Origin of the sequence: Halovenus carboxidivorans (assembly GCF_009831575.1) — an archaeon.
Lineage (GTDB): Archaea > Halobacteriota > Halobacteria > Halobacteriales > Haloarculaceae > Halovenus > Halovenus carboxidivorans.
Genome location: NZ_WUUT01000004.1, coordinates 23,013 through 39,203, shown reverse-complemented (window position 1 = coordinate 39,203; position 16,191 = coordinate 23,013). Strand labels below are relative to the sequence as shown.

Sequence of the window (16,191 nt, the reverse complement as noted above, 5' to 3'; positions counted from 1 at the left end):
TCAAGTAGGGTCTGGCGTCAGTCCCGGAATACACTTAGTGTATCCGAATACATGCGGTCGATGGGTTAAAAAGCCTCGAAACAGGATATCGATCGAGCTCATCAGTTCAGCGAATATACCAAATTCCATACACTCCTCGGCGGGCAAAAGGGGATCTGAGAAGACCCGGTTCCGCCGGCGGAGTAGCGATCAGTCGTCGGCTTCTCGCTCGTTGGCGACGATTTCTCCGAGCCCGTCCAGCGGCCGATCCGGGTTGAGGTCGTCCAGTTCCGGCGGCGACCCGAGCTGCACGTCGTCGTCGGCGCTCTCTCGCAGTTGCGTCCGCCCGCGATGGACGGTGATATCGTCGTTCAGGTGCAGATCGATCGCTTCGAGCAGCGCGTCCGCTTCGAGCGGTTGGCCGAGGCGTTCGAGATCCTCGACTTCGGCGTCCGGGGGGACGTTGAACGCCCGCTGTGTGATGATCGGTCCCTGGTCGAGGTCGGTCGTCACGTAGTGTGCGGTCACGCCGGCGATCCGGACGCCCTCTTCGAGCGCCTGTAGATACGCCTCGGCACCGGGGAAGGCGGGGAGCAGAGAGGGGTGGACGTTGATGATGCGGTTCTCGTAACGGAAGACGACATCGGGGCTGAGGATCCGCATGTACCGCGCCAGCACGATCAGGTCGGCGTCGTACTCACCGAGCAGGTCGAGCAACTGCTCCTCGTCGGGGTTGCCGTTCTCGTCTCCGATGTCGTGGAACGGAACGTCGTACTTCTCTGCGAGCGGTTCCAGATCGCTGTGGTTTCCGATGACGACGCTGACGTCCGCGCCGAGGTCGCCGCTGGCCCAGGCCTCGAAGATCGCTTCGAGACAGTGTGACTCCTTGGTGACGAGGACAGCGATCTGCTGGGTCTCCCGGTCGGCCGGAAACCGGACCTGCACGTCGACGCCGAGTTCGTCCCCGAGGTCGTGGAGATCCTCCCGGAGTTTCTCCTGGGTGCAGACCATCTCGGCGGTATCGACCCGCATCGTCATCCGGAAGACGCCGTCACGGACCGCCTGATCCAGATCCTCGATGTTGATACTCCGCTCGAACAGAAGCGTCGTGACGTTCGCGATGAGCCCGGTGTCGTCCTCGCCGACGACGGTGATCTCGGTGAACTCCCGGGTCATCTGAACCACCTCACAACGGGGGTCATACTCGTAGTGAGTGTAGTAGGGGCCGATAAGCTTTCGTTTCGACAGCTGACCCGAACTCAGGTCACCCGGACGCGAATCTCGATCCCGTCCGGGTCCCTCACCGAGATTCCCTCGGGCGTCTCCGTCACCGAGTGCTGAGCACTGTCGAGGCGGTCTCGGAGCGTATCGAACGCATCTCCGTCGGGGACGACGACCTCGACGTAGTCGATCCCGAGCCCCTCAGCGGGCTCCGTCCTGCGGTTCCAGGTGTTCGCGCCGATGTGGTGGTGGTAGCCGCCCGCCCCGAGAAACCGGGCGTCGGCCATCTGCGCCTGCACCTCGAAGCCCAGCGTCTCGGTGTAAAAGGAATCCACCGCCTCAAGCGAGGAGACTTCGAGGTGGACGTGGCCGATATCGGTTCCGGGAGGGGCCGCGTCGCTCCCGTCGTCGTCGGCCGCAACGTCCTCGAGCGCCAGCGGATACGTGCCCATCTCGACGCCTCCGTCGTCGGTTCGGGGCCACTCCTCCCGGGGGCGGTCCCGGTAGATTTCGACGCCGTTTCCCTCCGGGTCGGTGAGATACAGGGCTTCGCTGACGCCGTGATCCGAGGCCCCGTCCAGCCGCCACCGCTCGCGGACTCGGCGGAGCGCCGCCCCCAGCGCCGCCCGCGTCGGCACCCGGACGGCGTTGTGGAACAGTCCGGTAGTGTCGCTCGCTCTGGGCGAGGAGTCCTCGCCTTCGGTCAGGACGAGTAACGGCTCCCCGTCGACACCCAAGACGGTCCGGCTGTCGGATTCACGGAGAGGATCAAGCCCGACGACCTCGCGGTAGAACTCTACGACGGCGGTGCGGTCTGCCACCCGGAGCGCGGTGCGACCGATCTCCGTGCCCGGCGGCAGGGGACTCGACGGTTCGTTCATACCGACTATTCGGGCCGTCGCGTGTTGTCGGTTGCGACCCGCGGCGGCCGTGTCGCGTGGGACGGCATTCGAGACCGCCAGAAATATTATTTCTGAAAGGGGACAGAATAAATTATGAGAAACTGGTTCGGTATCGAGGGGCATCTTCCGGATCGGCCTCCGACGTGGGGGGATGTCGTGGCCGTCGTCTCCTATTCGTTGCTCCTCGGACTCCGGCCGCAGTTGCTCTCGCTGTCGTCGCTCCCGGCGGTGGCGATAGGCCTCTGTTCCGGTGCGGTGTTCTCGGGACTGATCGCACACACCGGCGTCGGAACGCGGGTCGACGAGTGGTGGGGCGACATCGGAGTCCTCGGGCGGGTAACCGCCATCGTGCCGATTCTGTTCGCTGTCATCGTCCTGATCGGTGTCGGGCCGGTACCGGCAGCACTCGCGTCGAACGTCGGGATCGGGATCGGCCTGTTCGGCGTTCTGAGGATAGCTGTACACGTTCTCCGAAGCGATGGGATCGAGGGCTGGGCTCCGGACTCGTCGTGACCCGGGCACCCCCAAACCACAAGCGTTTTCGAGGTGCCCACCCGCAGAGCAAACAATGACAGCCTACACCGCGACGGTGACCGTCCGGCTGAAATCGGGGGTCCTCGATCCGGAGGCCGAGACGACCCAGCGTTCGCTCGAACGGCTCGGCTTCGAGCTCGAGGACCTCCGCTCGGCCGACCAGTTCGAGATCGATCTCGACGCCGAGGACCGCGAGGACGCGGAGGATCGGGTGACGGAGATGACCGAGCGGTTGCTCGCCAACCCGACGCTACACGATTACGAGATCACTATCGACGAACAATGACTGTCGCAGTAATTCAGTTCGGCGGGAGCAACTGTGACCGCGACACGGTACAGGCGCTCACCGCGATGGGCGTCGACGCGGAACTCGTCTGGCACGAGGACGGCCTGCCCGCGGAGACCAGCGGCGTCGTCCTTCCCGGTGGCTTCTCCTACGGCGATTATCTCCGGGCGGGCGCGATGGCCGCCCGCTCGCCGATCATGGACGAGGTCCGCGAACTGGCCGAGGAGGAGACGCCGGTGCTCGGCATCTGCAACGGCGCACAGATCGGCTGTGAGTCGGCGCTGACCCCCGGCGCGTTCACGACCAACGAGAGCGCCCGGTTCCAGTGCGAACACGTCTATCTGCGTGTCGAAAACGCCGATACGCCCTGGACACGGGCCTACGAGGAGGGGGAAGTCGTGGAGTTTCCGATCGCCCACGGCGAGGGCCGCTTCGAGATCGAAGACGAGCGCCTCGAAGAACTGGAGGAGGACGATCGGATCCTCTTCCGGTACTGCGACGGGGACGGCAACGTGACCGCAGATACCAATCCGAACGGGTCGAAACACAACGTCGCGGGGGTCACCGGCGAGGACGACCACGTCGCGGTGATGATGCCCCATCCCGAGCGAGTGTCGCTGCCGGAACTCGGCAGCACTGACGGCCGCGGCGTCCTCACCGGCTTCGCCGAGAGCTAGCCGTCCGAACCCGGCCGTTTCGCAACCGTCCCGTCAGGGCGGACGATCCGACGCTCGGGCACGTCGAACTCCGGTTCGCGACCGACGGTCAGGATGCGCTCGGTCCGGGTGAGTTCTTCCGTCGCCGGACTCGGCTTCTTGATCTCTTCGTACTCGACGACGATACCCTCGCCCGGGGCCGACTCCATCCGCACGACCAGCAGTTGATACGAGGGGTAGAACACCGGGGGGAGTACCCCGATAATCCCGTCCCGGCGGTGTAGCCGTTTGAGCCACGTGCCGGTGTTGACGATCAGTCCGCCGTCGACGTCGTTGACCCGCGGGCGGTGGGTATGGCCGTAGCAGAAGACTCCCGTCTCGGGATGGGTCTCGAACACCTCCCCGGCGGCGTCGATATACGGCGACGCGGCGTCGACGGTCAGTTCCGTCTCGAAGACGCCGAAGCGGTCGATCGTCTGCCGGATATCCCGACGGATGAAATACAGCGGGATCCCGATCAGGACGAGCAGTCCGACCGCGGTGACGTTGAGGACGAGCACCACCCACACGGCGGCCCCGGCGGAGCCGAACTGGCCGAGAAACGCCGTCACCGCGTCGACGGGGGTCGACCAGACGCCGGCGAGATCCAACCCGGCGAAGACGGCGAGCACCAGCGAGATGTTGAACAGAAGCAGGAAGGGGATCAGCGAGTACCGGATCAGCGGGTTCATCTCCCGGTAGAAGTACTTCGAGAACAGCCAGACGGGCATCCGCTCGGTCGGGGTGACGGCCTGGACATCTTTCAGCCAGTTGTACCGCCCGCGGTCCGAGAGTTGGCCCGCTCGGCTCGTCACGAGCGTGTTGTAGTAATACCCCAGCGGTGAGGCGTGTGGGTTACCCCAGTCCTCGATGCGGTTGTTCGGGTCCCGCTGGTGGCCGTGCTCGAAGTGAATCGCCTGCTCGTCGAGCGTTCGGCGCATCGACTGGTCCTGAACGAGGTCCACGTTGTACTCGGCGAATCTGTCGACGTAGGCGTCGTAGGCGGCGAGTTCGTGGTCGTGGTTGCCCGGCAGCAGCGTGATATCGACGTTGCGGCCGGTCTCGCGAAACTGCTCGAACAGTTCCGGGTAGCTCTCCACCAGCGTGTCGAACTTCTCGACGCCGTCGATAGTCGTGAACTCCCACAGCCCGAACGCGTCGCCGTTGACGATCAGTTCCGCGTCCTCGTCCGTGTCAGCGAGGCGCTCGAGGAAGGCGAGCAGTTCGTCGAGAAAGTCGACCTGTTCTAACTGCTCGTCGCCGCCGATGTGGAGGTCGCTGATCACGTAGTAGACGCGGTCGTCGTCGGCCATCTACGGTGGGTTCCTCGGGAACGGGGATAAGGATTCGTAACCACCCGACACTGCGAACGAGCTTCCAGTGGTAAAATTTATGCTTTTACATTCAGATATTTGGATATATAACTATGAAAATATGGAGAGACGGGTCGGGAGGCGTATCGTACCCCTGACGTTGTACGCGTTCTGGATTGCCCCGGTATCCTGGGATGTCGTCAGAGGCGGAGTGCGGCCGCTGCTGGCGGTCGCCATCGGCGTCACGGTTGCCGTTGAGATACTTGTCTGGGGAAACGCCGCCCGGCGTGGTAGAACCAGTGCAGCGAACCTGTCGAGTTCGCCATCGTGGTCGCTGTGTTTTGTCCCGACAGTTTTCGTCCTGCTGTTGACACCGGAGCCGATTCTGTCCGTGTACAAAGTGTTTACATCCGGACTCGTACGCGGGTGCGTATTCTTTATGTATTACCGGGTTGATCCGCCGGAGTGGGTTCGTGGCGTGAGAGTCGAGTGATCGGCTACCGAACCAGCGGCATCGAGTAACTCCGCTCGCGTTCGCAGACTTCCTCCCACGTGCGCTCGCACTCGCAGGAGACCTGCTCGAAGACCGAGGGGTCCTGACGCAGGTCGAAGTCCTTGATCGCGCGCTGGACGCGGTCGTCACACTCCCCGCAGTTGTGCGGGCCGCGGTCGCTGCCGTGGCCAACCGGATCGGAGACGACGATCACGTCTTCCTTCGCTGTCGAGTCGAGCACCTCCGCGACCGACCACAGCCACGGCGGGCGGTAGCCGTCGTCGAAATACAGCTGTTCGACCATCGTGTACTGCTGGACGTTGGTCGGGTTCATCGAGACGGTGTGACACCCCTCGACGTCAGCACAGCGCCGGATCGACCGCTTCATGTCCTCGATCGCTTCGGACTCCGAGAGGAAGGGCGGCTTCATCAGCAGGTAGGCTTTGATCCCCGCGCCGGCCGCTCGGGCCTCGACCGCGGCGCGCTCGAACTCCGAGAACTCGAAGTACTTGTTGACGCAGTCGTGGCGGATCTGGTCCGTGGCGGTTTCCAGCCCGACGGCGATGTCCGTCTCGATACCGCGGTCGGTGAAGTCCTCGATCTTCTCGCGGTCGACGAAATCCGGCAGGGACTCGACGACAATCCGGTCGCGGTCCGCGAACTCGGAAGCGATGGCTTCCCGGGTCTGGGCGGGGACCTCGCGCTCGTCGAGGAAGGAGCCGGAGGTGTAGATCTTGATCTGGCCGGCCTGCTCGCCGTCGGAGATGTCGTCGGCGTGCTCGCGTTCGTGCTCCAGACAGCGTTCGATCTGGTGCATCAGGTCCTCGTGGGCGACGGTGCCGCCGTCGACGCTCTCGGCGACGTAGCCACACATCGTACAGCCGCCGGCGCGCGCCCAGCGACAGCCGCCGGTGTTGAGGATGATCGTCAGCGAGTCGTAGACGCCGTCCGGCGTGTTGTCCTCGTCGAGCCAGACGCGGGTGGGTTCGCGGGGATCATAGCTCTCGTCGTTGCGGCCGCGGATCTCCCGCATCGCCTGGTTGTGGGCGTCCATTCCCCGGCCTTGCTCGTAGACATCCGGGCTGGGTTTGCTCATTGACGCGGTGTTGGGAAGCCGGCGATATACGCCCTGTGCTTCGAATCCCGTGACAGAGCAACCCATTTCACGTCTGCGGTCCACGGACCAGACGATGACAGACCGGGGTAGCGACCGGCGGCCGCGGTCGAGCGCGCGCGCCCGACTCCGAGAGTGGTGGGCGCGGGTTCGAGAGCGGGCGGCCGGAACCGGCGCGCGACTGCAGAGCCGGTTTCTACCCGCGCTGGAGGCGCAGTTGACCGACTGGCCGACCGAACTCGACAGACGGATCGATCTGACGGCGGAGCCGGCGGTCGAAACGGACGACGTTCCGGGCGAGGGCGAACTCGTCGTCTACGTCCACGGCTTCCTCGGCCAGGGCCGACTCGACATCGCGAGGATGAGCGGCGCACACCAGGCCGCGGCGTTACAGGAGGCGCTACGGCTCGAGTTCGAGTCCCGGGACCGCGAACCGCCCGTCGTCGCCGCGGCCATGTGGGACTCCTCGACGACGTGGACGCGGGCGAAAGGGCGGTCGGTCCGCGCGGGCGAGCAACTGGCCGACTGGCTGGACGGACAGACGCAACCGATCCACCTCGTCGGCCATTCACTCGGGAGTCGAGTCGCTCTGGAGGCGCTTCGCAACGACCCCGGAGACTGCCTCGAATCGGTCGCGTTGCTCGGGGCCGCCGTCGATCCGGACTCGGTCTGTCACAGGTACCGGCCAGCCATCGAGAGCGTCGACGGACCGGTGTACAGCTACCACTCCGAGAACGACACGCTGGTCTGTCGGCTCTACCGGGTCGGAGAGCTGTCGGCCGGGCTCGGCTGTCGCGGGAGCGACTGTCGGGGCGGTCTGCTCCGGTCGTCCGGTCGACTGCCGTCGAACTACACCGATGTCGATGTCACCGACCAGGTGCTTCGGCATCTCGATTACTACAAGCCGGCAGAGCACACCGCGGGCGGGAACTGCGTGGGCGAACTCGTCGACAACCAACTGCTCGGATAGTCGGCGTTCGGACGGGTCGGCTCCGAGGGGCCTATGTGTCGCCCCCCGAAAGGGTAGGTATGGACGTTCGAGAAACCGAGAGTCTCTCTCCGGACGAGCGCGCGGCGATTTTCGACCGAGAGAGCGGGGTCGAAGCGGTCCGGGACGACGTCGTCGAGATCGTCGAGCGGGTTCGGACGGAGGGAGACGTGGCCCTTCGGGAGTTCGCCGAGGAGTTCGACGGCGTCTCGGTCGGCAACATCGACGTGACCGACGAGGCCGAGCGAGCGGTCGGTCAGGTCGACGACGACCTGCGCGAGGCCATCGAAGACGCCGCGGAGAACATCAGAGCCTTCCACGAGCGAACGCGCCCCGAGGACTGGCGCGAGGAGTTCGACGGCCGCGAGCTAGGCCGGCGGTTCCGACCGCTCGATCACGCCGGCGTGTACGCGCCCGGCGGGACGGCAGCGTACCCGTCGAGCGTGCTGATGGGCGTCATTCCGGCGACAGTCGCCGGCGTGGACCACGTCGCCGTCGCGACGCCACCGGCAGAGGAGCTACCGACGGCGACACTCGCGGCGGCTGAAATCGCCGGTGCGGACGCCGTCTATCAGGTCGGCGGCGCACAGGCCATCGGGGCGCTCGCCTACGGGACCGAGACGGTCGTGCCGAGCGACGTGATCGTCGGCCCCGGAAACCGGTGGGTGACCGCCGCGAAAGCGGAGGTGCGGGGCGACGTGGAGATCGACTTTCTAGCCGGGCCGAGCGAACTGCTCACCGTCGCGGATTCGACCGCCGACCCCGAGTTGGTCGCGGCGGATCTGGTCGCGCAGGCCGAACACGACACCGACGCCGCCGTCGCGGCCGTGACCGACGACGAGGAACTGGCCGAGGAGATTGCAGCGGAAGCAGACAGGCAGGCCAGCGAGCGCGAGCGCGAGGAGATCATCCGGGGGGCGTTCGACAGCGAGGCCAGCGGGGTCTTCCTCGCTCGGTCGATGAGCGAAGCGGCGCTGTTCGCCGAGGAGTACGCCGTCGAGCACCTCTCGATCATCGCCGAGGACGACGAGGCGCTACTCGACCGGATCGACGACGCGGGGTCGATCTTTCTGGGTCCGTACAGTCCCGTCGCGGCGGGTGATTACGCCAGCGGTCCGAACCACGTGCTCCCGACCGGCGGCGCGGCGAAGCGCGTCGGCGGCCTCTCCGTCGAGACCTTTCTCCGGTCGACGACGGTCCAGCGCCTCGACGAGGAATCGCTCGGAGAGATCGCAGACACCGTGACGACGCTCGCCCGGACCGAGGGCCTCGATGCGCACGCCGAAAGCGTCGACAAGCGCTTCGAGTGAGAAGCGGACCGCCAACCATTTGCATACCCACACGAACACAGGAGCAATGAGCGTCGACAGCGACACCCCCACAGACAGCGAGCAGAGTATCGAGGACCTCGCCCGAAGCCTCGGCGACGCCATCGCCGACCTGCCGGAGTACCAGACGTTCCTCGAAAAGCAGGAGGCAGTGGAGGCCGACGAGGAGACACAGGAGAAAATCGCCGAGTTCGAGCAGGTTCGCACGAAGTACATGTCCGCCCGCCAGCGCGGCGAGGCGACCCAGGACGACCTCCGCGAACTGCAGGAGACCCAGCAGGAACTGCACGACATCCCGGTGATGCGGGAGTACCTCCAGGCCGAGAACGACCTCGAACTGCGCCTGCAGGCGCTCAACGAGTACGTCAGCGATCCGCTGGCGGTCGACTTCGGCGAGAAGGCCGGCGGCTGCTGTGAAGACTGAGACAAAACGCTTACTCCCTCGCCCCCGGATCCTCGCATATGCCAATCGAAAGCGACTGGAGCGACTGGCTCCCCGAGGCCGTCGCCGAGGCTGACCCCGAAGGCGTCGACTTCTGGTATCTCGGCTGTAACGGTTTCATCCTCAAGAGTGCCGACGGTACGACCGTCTTCATCGACCCGTACCTCGGTCTCGGCGACCCGCCGCGGACGGTCCGGATGATCCCCGTCCCGTTCAATCCGGAGGACGTGCGCGAGGCCGACGCGGTGCTCGCGACCCACGAGCACTCCGATCACGTCCACGGCGAGAGTCAGGCCCCGATTCTCGAAGCCACGGGCTCGACGTTTTACGGCCCCGACGAGAGCGTCGCCGTCACCGAGGAACAGGAGTGGACCGACCGCTGGGACGTGACCGAAGAGCAGATCGTCGAAATCGACGACGGCGACACGTTCGAGGTCGGTGACCTGACCATCTCGGTTTACCCGGCTAACGACCCCGACGCGGTCCATCCCGTCGCCTACGTGATCGAACACGACGCGGGCACCTTCGTCCACGGTGGCGATGCCCGGCCCGGGCAGTTCGAGCAGATCGGAGCCGAGTACGACGTCAACGTCGCCGTGCTGGCGTTCGGATCGACCGGGATGATCCCGGACAAACAGAGCCGCGAGCCCGAGCGAACGACCTGGTACAACGACGAAAACATGCTCGTCGAGGCGGCAAACGAACTACAGGCCGAGCGGTTGGTGCCGACCCACTACGACATGTGGAAGGGACTCACCGCCGACCCGACGGTCGTACACAGACACGCGAATAGCTTCGCCTACCCCGAGACGATCTCCGTCGTCGAGATCGGAGACCGCCGTTCGCTGTGACCGAACGGCCGCCGAAACAGCAAATAGGTTTAATACACCGGAAGGTCCCACATGGATACATGAGTGATTCACAGGCGTACGAGGAGGTCGCCATCTCGTCGGACGGGGTGACCGTAATCAAGCGGTTCGAGGAGGACGAGTTCCCCGTCCCGGCGATTGCCTTCGAGTTCGAGTCTGCCCGCGAGGAGGCGGTGACCGTGACGATGAGTGATACCGTCCCGGAGGGGATCGAGGTCGAGGATCTCGGATTTCACCCCGAGTACGGCAGCGAGTTCTGGACCATCGACGACGACACGATCACCTTCGAGCGGGAGCTGGAGGCCGGGGGGACCTACACGACTGTCTACGGGATTCGGGCGACCGGCAGCGACGACGTGCAGCAGTTTCTGACCGAACCGACAATCGAGTCCGTCGACCCGCCGCTGTCGGGGGAGACACAGAGCCCCGAGGACGTGATTCCGGAGACCGACGACGATGTCGTCAAGGACGCGATTGCGGGTGACGGCGAGATTCCCGGTTTGGAGGATCCGGGGGACGATCCGACCGACGAGGAAGACGTAACACTTGAGCTCAACGACCCGAACGAGTCCGAGTCCGCCGGCCCCGACCCAGCGGGGGAAGCCGACGAGGACGAACAGACTGCGACGGCGGGGGAGACCGAACTGGCCGTCGAGGGCGAGAGCCTGACTGCCGCGCTCGCGGCGGAGATCCGGGAGCAAAACGTGTCCGGAGAGGATCTCAAACTGCTCCGGCGCGCACTCGACGTGGCGGAACAGGAGGACGGCGGGGGGAGCGACCGGGCGCGGATCGCACAACTTCAAGACGACATCTCGGATCTCCGCGCATACACGGGCGCGCTCGAAGAATTTCTCGACGAGAACGGGACCGGCGAGGAGATCATCGAGGAGTTCGAGGGGCGGCTGGAGTCGTTCGATCAACGGCTCGACTCCGTCCAGTCGGAGTTAGAGGCCAACAGTGAGGAGATCACCTCGGTCAGCGCGGACCTCGACGAGATGAGCGAGACGGTCTCCTCGGTCGACTCGGAGATTGAATCACTCAGCGGGGAGGTCGCGGACGTAAGCTCGGAGATGGAGGCGATCGAGACGGAAATCGACGACGTGAGTTCGGATCTCGAAGCGATGGATACGACCGTAGAGGAGTTAGACGAGTCCATCGAGGAAATCGAGGGGTCGATTGCGGAACTCGAAGAGCAGGTGACCGACGACGAGGTCGTTGAGCGGATCGAGGAGATGGAGCGCACGCTCGACGATCTGCAGACCTGGCAGGAACAGATCAAAGAGACCTTCGGCGGCTGAGGCGGGCGGCGAACGACTGGTTTCTTATAGCCGGCAGTCTGAGGGAGAGCTAATGAGCGACACGACCGACGAGGTGAGCGACCGATGAGTGACTCGGCCGAGGACGTGCGCGCCTACACTGTCCGGCTCGAACTGGTCGACCGGCCCGGGGAGTTGCTGCGTGCGCTCGAACCGATCGCGGAGCAGGGCGGTAATCTCCTCTCGATTTTTCACGAACGCGGCAACCTCACACCTCGGGGCGACATTCCCGTCGAGGTCGATCTCGAAGCGACGCCGGGACAGTTCGACTCGATTGTCGACGCCCTCCGGGAGGCGGGGATCAACGTCATCCAGGCGGGCGCCGAGCAGTACAGCGACGAACTCACCATCGTACTCGTCGGCCATCTCGTCGACACAGATCTCTCAGATACGCTCACACAGATTCAGGACGCGACCGGTGCGTCCGTCCGGGATTTCTCTCTGTCCGCACCGGAGGGCGAAGAGGAGGAGTCGAGCGCACGGCTCCGCCTCGCCACGCAGAAGGGTCGCGCAGACGACGTGATCGAGACGATTCGGGAAATCGCCGATCAGAAAGCGCTCCGGGTCGTCGAGCCGCTTCCGGGAGGTGAGGCGGTATGAACGTCGCAGTCATGGGCGCCGGCGCGGTCGGCTCGTCGGTGCTCGAACTCGCCGCCGAGTACGGACACACCGTCACCGCGATGGCCGATTCGAGTAGCGCGGTCGTCGACCCCGGCGGCCTCGACGCCACAACAGTGTTGGACCGAAAGAACGCCGAGGGCGTGGTCGGCAGCGCCGACCCGGAAGACGCGCTGGAGGCGGAGTACGACGTGCTCGTCGAGGCGACCCCGACGACGTTGGGCGACGCAGAGCCAGGATTCGGGCACCTGCGCACCGCGCTCGAACGCGACCGCCACGTCGTTCTCGCCAACAAGGGACCGGTCGCCGAGCGGTACGGCGACGTGCGCGAACTCGAAGCCGAAAGCGAGGGCGAGGTGCGGTTCGAGGCGACGGTCGGCGGCGCGATCCCGGTACTGTCGACTATCGAGAGCTTCGGCCCCGACCAGATCACGACGGTCCGGGGCGTGCTGAACGGGACGGCGAATTTCATCCTCACGCGGATGCAAAACGAGGGGCTGAGCTACGAACACGTCCTCGCGGAGGCCCAGGACCTCGGCGTCGCCGAAGCCGATCCCTCCTTCGATGTCGAGGGAACCGACGCCGCACTCAAATTCGTGATCGTCGCCAACGTGCTCCGTGACGGGGCAGAACTGACTCTCGACGACGCGACCGTCGAAGGAATCCACGAGCTACCCGCGAGCGCGCTCGACCTCGCCGAGGAGGACGGACAGACGATCCGGCTCATCGGCGAGGTGACCGAAGACGGCGTACGGGTCGGCCCGCGCCTGATTCCCGAAAACAGCGCGCTCGCGGTGTCGGGGACGCAGAACATCGTCCAGTTTGAGACGACCTACGCCGGGTCGCTGTACAACTCTGGTCGCGGCGCTGGGGGTCCGGAGACCGCGACAGCCGTGTTTGCCGATATCGGCCATCTCGAGTAGCGACCGGCCAGCAAATCGCCCGGCCGCTGGCGGTCGAGTGGCGTGAGAGCAGTTCACAAAATCACCGGAGGGCGTCAGTATCGACGACGGGCGGTATCGAAATGATTTTATGAACAACCGCGTAAAGTATCCGATATAGCGCCTCTGCGCGTGAGAAACAATGAGTGAGGATAAACCACATCAGAACTTGGCCGTGATCGGCCACGTAGACCACGGGAAGAGTACACTGGTCGGACGACTCCTGTACGAGACCGAGAACGTGCCGGAGCACGTCATCGAACAGCACAAAGAAGAAGCAGAAGAGAAGGGCAAAGGCGGCTTCGAGTTCGCCTACGTGATGGACAACCTCGCCGAGGAGCGAGAGCGAGGCGTCACCATCGACATCGCCCATCAGGAATTCGACACCGACGAGTACTACTTCACGATCGTGGACTGTCCGGGTCACCGGGACTTCGTGAAGAACATGATCACTGGCGCGAGCCAGGCCGACAACGCAGTGCTCGTCGTCGCCGCCGACGACGGTGTCCAGCCACAGACCCAGGAGCACGTCTTCCTGGCCCGGACGCTTGGCATCGACGAGATGATCATCGCGGTCAACAAGATGGATCTGGTCGACTACGAGGAAGGTCGCTACGAGCAGACCAAAGACGAAGTCGAGGATCTACTCAACCAGGTCCGCTTCGACACTGACAGCGTCAAGTACATCCCCGTCTCCGCGTTCGAGGGAGACAACGTCGCGAGCGAGTCCGAGAACACGCCGTGGTACGACGGCGAGATCCTGCTCGAGGCGCTGAACAACCTGCCGGAGCCGTCGCCGCCGACGGACGCCGACCTCCGACTCCCGATCCAGGACGTCTACACGATCTCCGGGATCGGTACCGTCCCGGTCGGACGCGTCGAGACCGGCGTCCTCAACACCGGCGACAACGTCTCCTTCCAGCCCTCCGACGTGAGCGGCGAAGTGAAGACCATCGAGATGCACCACGAAGAGGTGCCCAAGGCCGAACCCGGTGACAACGTCGGATTCAACGTCCGCGGCATCGGCAAAGACGACATCCGCCGTGGCGACGTCTGTGGCCCGGCCGACGACCCGCCGAGCGTCGCCGAGACGTTCCAGGCGCAGGTCGTCGTCATGCAGCACCCGAGCGTTATCACCGCGGGATACACCCCGGTCTTCCACGCGCACACGGCACAGGTCGCCTGTACCATCGAGTCCATCGACAAGAAGATCGACCCGGCCTCCGGCGAGACCGCCGAGGAGGACCCGGACTTCATCCAGTCCGGCGACGCCGCAGTCGTGACGGTGCGACCGCAGAAGCCGCTCAGCATCGAGCCGTCCAGCGAGATTCCGGAGCTCGGTTCGTTCGCGATCCGAGACATGGGCCAGACCATCGCGGCCGGAAAGGTCCTCTCGGTCAACGAGCGATAACATGCAGCAAGCACGCGTCCGCCTCGCTGGCACCAGCCCCGAGGATCTCGACAGCATCTGCGGAGAGGTCAAAGACATCGCCGACAACACCGGCGTGAAACTGTCGGGTCCGGTGCCGCTGCCGACGAAGACGCTCGAAGTGCCTGCCCGGAAGTCCCCGGACGGTGAGGGGACCGCGACCTGGGAGCACTGGGAGATGCGCGTTCACAAGCGGCTGATCGACATCGACGCCGACGAACGCGCGCTTCGACAGCTGATGCGCATCCAGGTCCCCAACGACGTCAGCATCGAGATCGTCCTCGAAGACTGACAACGGGGCCTCACGCGCAGGCGGTTTCCCGAAGACGTAGCGTATTTATCGGTGCGGCGCGAACCGTTCGGTGCGGGCTCGTAGATCAGTGGCAGATCGCTTCCTTCGCAAGGAAGAGGCCCCGGGTTCAAATCCCGGCGAGTCCATACGCACTCCACGCGTTCGGTAATCCTCATACGGGACGGCTTTTACTTAAATTCACATGACCGTTAGAACGGTGTGTTCGCCCCGTCACTCGGCACCCTTTGCCGGTTGAGAGTTCGTGATTTCTCGGAGTCCTCCGGTCGCTGTCCTGCGATTGGCGAGAATTACGGAATCGTGCCACCAATATCACCCACCCAGTCGTGTTGATACTCGATGAGGCGGAGAAGCGAGTCAGATAGATACAACTACTCGGTAGCCCCAGGGAAGGCGTTCGCATCGATGACCGGACGACTGCTTCGACGTAGATGGCGTCGGCGATCTCCTCCGGAGGACCTCGGTGAGATTTTTCGTGGGCTGACGCGAGGTGTACAGAATGCTCGCAGTCATCAGTGACAAGTGAGCGGCGACGTGTCCGCTGTACTCCTCCTCTCTCATCCTTAGCGAGCAGTCCGGGAATGTACCGGTATACTTTCACAATGGGAGGATGGTCTGATCAATCAGGTGATTGCCGTACTCGGAAAATGCCCCGATGACTCAGACAATGTTATCGTCTCTATTCACTCTCAGCTGTTCTACACTTCGGGGGTGCCGGGTAACGCGTGTAACCAGCAATCTATCCGAGGTACCCACCCGTTTGGATCCGAGCAAAGAATTAACTCCCGGCGCTTTTGTCTTTAAACTTACAATTGTTGAGGACATAGGTGGTTCTAAGGGGAACCACCCTGAGGCAGCAACTCATGCTATCCACCAATCTTCCGGAACATCTTCAAGAACAGTTTGAACAGACACTTCGGGACATAATCACTGAGGCCCATCGGGAAAACGACGAAGTCACACGGTTAATCCCTGCACAGTGGGAGCAGCAGGATACATTGTCAATTGCTTCCACTCCAGCCCTTGAAACCATCAGCATCACAGGTGGGGTTGATAATAAGCGAGTTCTCCGTGTGTCATTACACTTTTCTCAAGATCTGCGAGCCGCACAAGAGTCCAGTATGAAGGAGCAATCTGACAATGTCAGTGTAACATATCTAAGCGATTCAGGTAGACCCTATGCAGAACTCTCTGATGCTGTCACGAAAACACTAATCGCATACTGTGACGCGCCGCGAGAACACCCGGCTGAGGTCTTCGGAACCGACCGAGTTGATTTCAAAATTGATAGGTCTTCGTCCGGAAATGAGATGAGCGTTTTTACCACCACTATTTGGTACCCTGAATACATCGAAACTATCTACGCCGAAGGCCAAGCAGCAGCAGCGAATCACCTTCGACTACCGTACTGAT

Annotated in this window: 17 protein-coding genes and 1 tRNA gene; 14 read left to right on the top strand and 4 right to left on the bottom strand. The window is 63.8% G+C overall.

The annotated features are described in order from the left end of the window. Window positions 1-189: 189 nt before the first annotated feature. Together GRX03_RS10745 and GRX03_RS10740 are read right to left on the bottom strand one after the other, a co-directional pair. Complete coding sequence (locus GRX03_RS10745; RefSeq protein WP_159764219.1) at window positions 190-1,155, bottom strand: formyltetrahydrofolate deformylase; 966 nt, start codon at window positions 1,153-1,155, stop codon at window positions 190-192. 83 nt (window positions 1,156-1,238) lie between these two features. Continuing rightward, window positions 1,239-2,081, bottom strand: coding sequence for a VOC family protein (locus GRX03_RS10740; protein WP_159764218.1), 843 nt, complete (start codon window positions 2,079-2,081; stop codon window positions 1,239-1,241). Window positions 2,082-2,195: 114 nt separating this feature from the next. Between GRX03_RS10740 and GRX03_RS10735 the strand changes: the two genes are divergently transcribed. The 3 genes from GRX03_RS10735 to purQ are packed head-to-tail and all read left to right on the top strand — an operon-like array spanning window position 2,196 to window position 3,599. After that, on the top strand, window positions 2,196-2,615 hold the full coding sequence (locus GRX03_RS10735; protein ID WP_159764217.1) for a hypothetical protein: 420 nt from the start codon (window positions 2,196-2,198) through the stop codon (window positions 2,613-2,615). Window positions 2,616-2,670: 55 nt separating this feature from the next. Continuing rightward, complete coding sequence (gene purS, locus GRX03_RS10730; RefSeq protein ID WP_159764216.1) at window positions 2,671-2,922, top strand: phosphoribosylformylglycinamidine synthase subunit PurS; 252 nt, start codon at window positions 2,671-2,673, stop codon at window positions 2,920-2,922. Continuing rightward, a complete protein-coding gene (gene purQ / locus GRX03_RS10725; protein ID WP_159764215.1) occupies window positions 2,919-3,599 on the top strand; it encodes a phosphoribosylformylglycinamidine synthase I in 681 nt (226 codons plus the stop codon). The genes purS and purQ overlap by 4 nt, the downstream gene beginning before the upstream one ends. Here the strand turns inward: purQ and GRX03_RS10720 are convergent. Then, entirely contained in the window at window positions 3,596-4,930 is a 1,335-nt protein-coding gene (locus tag GRX03_RS10720) for a metallophosphoesterase (RefSeq protein ID WP_159764214.1), read from the bottom strand. The two genes, purQ and GRX03_RS10720, sit on opposite strands and share 4 nt — an antisense overlap. A gap of 121 nt (window positions 4,931-5,051) precedes the next feature. Between GRX03_RS10720 and GRX03_RS10715 the strand changes: the two genes are divergently transcribed. After that, complete coding sequence (locus GRX03_RS10715; protein WP_159764213.1) at window positions 5,052-5,423, top strand: hypothetical protein; 372 nt, start codon at window positions 5,052-5,054, stop codon at window positions 5,421-5,423. Window positions 5,424-5,427: 4 nt separating this feature from the next. On the opposite strand, the gene GRX03_RS10710 is transcribed toward GRX03_RS10715, so the two are convergent. Further along, window positions 5,428-6,519 (bottom strand): archaeosine biosynthesis radical SAM protein RaSEA, encoded by a 1,092-nt coding sequence (locus tag GRX03_RS10710; protein WP_159764212.1) that lies wholly within the window; start codon window positions 6,517-6,519, stop codon window positions 5,428-5,430. 94 nt (window positions 6,520-6,613) lie between these two features. Here GRX03_RS10710 and GRX03_RS10705 point away from each other — a divergent pair, with 94 nt between their 5' ends. The 10 genes from GRX03_RS10705 to GRX03_RS10660 all read left to right on the top strand — a co-directional run bounded on the left by GRX03_RS10705 (window position 6,614) and on the right by GRX03_RS10660 (window position 14,906). Next, entirely contained in the window at window positions 6,614-7,507 is an 894-nt protein-coding gene (locus GRX03_RS10705) for a DUF726 domain-containing protein (protein ID WP_159764211.1), read from the top strand. Between the two features lie 59 nt (window positions 7,508-7,566). Continuing rightward, on the top strand, window positions 7,567-8,835 hold the full coding sequence (hisD, locus tag GRX03_RS10700) for a histidinol dehydrogenase (RefSeq protein WP_159764210.1): 1,269 nt from the start codon (window positions 7,567-7,569) through the stop codon (window positions 8,833-8,835). Between the two features lie 46 nt (window positions 8,836-8,881). After that, on the top strand, window positions 8,882-9,277 hold the full coding sequence (locus GRX03_RS10695) for a YlbF family regulator (protein ID WP_159764209.1): 396 nt from the start codon (window positions 8,882-8,884) through the stop codon (window positions 9,275-9,277). Between the two features lie 38 nt (window positions 9,278-9,315). Then, complete coding sequence (locus tag GRX03_RS10690) at window positions 9,316-10,146, top strand: MBL fold metallo-hydrolase (protein ID WP_159764208.1); 831 nt, start codon at window positions 9,316-9,318, stop codon at window positions 10,144-10,146. A 59-nt stretch (window positions 10,147-10,205) separates the two neighbouring features. Next, the gene (locus GRX03_RS10685; protein ID WP_159764207.1) at window positions 10,206-11,462 is read left to right on the top strand and encodes a hypothetical protein; all 1,257 of its coding nucleotides are present in this window, start codon (window positions 10,206-10,208) and stop codon (window positions 11,460-11,462) included. Window positions 11,463-11,546: 84 nt separating this feature from the next. After that, window positions 11,547-12,080: an amino acid-binding protein gene (locus tag GRX03_RS10680; protein WP_159764206.1), complete on the top strand. Its 534-nt coding sequence runs from the start codon at window positions 11,547-11,549 to the stop codon at window positions 12,078-12,080. After that, window positions 12,077-13,021, top strand: a complete 945-nt coding sequence (locus GRX03_RS10675) for a homoserine dehydrogenase (RefSeq protein WP_159764205.1) — start codon at window positions 12,077-12,079, stop codon at window positions 13,019-13,021. The genes GRX03_RS10680 and GRX03_RS10675 overlap by 4 nt, the downstream gene beginning before the upstream one ends. Window positions 13,022-13,181: 160 nt before the next feature. Continuing rightward, the gene (tuf, locus tag GRX03_RS10670; RefSeq protein ID WP_159764204.1) at window positions 13,182-14,450 is read left to right on the top strand and encodes a translation elongation factor EF-1 subunit alpha; all 1,269 of its coding nucleotides are present in this window, start codon (window positions 13,182-13,184) and stop codon (window positions 14,448-14,450) included. A 1-nt stretch (window position 14,451) separates the two neighbouring features. Then, on the top strand, window positions 14,452-14,760 hold the full coding sequence (rpsJ, locus tag GRX03_RS10665; protein WP_159764203.1) for a 30S ribosomal protein S10: 309 nt from the start codon (window positions 14,452-14,454) through the stop codon (window positions 14,758-14,760). A 74-nt stretch (window positions 14,761-14,834) separates the two neighbouring features. Next, a tRNA-Ala gene (locus GRX03_RS10660) sits at window positions 14,835-14,906 on the top strand. Window positions 14,907-16,191 lie beyond the last annotated feature (1,285 nt).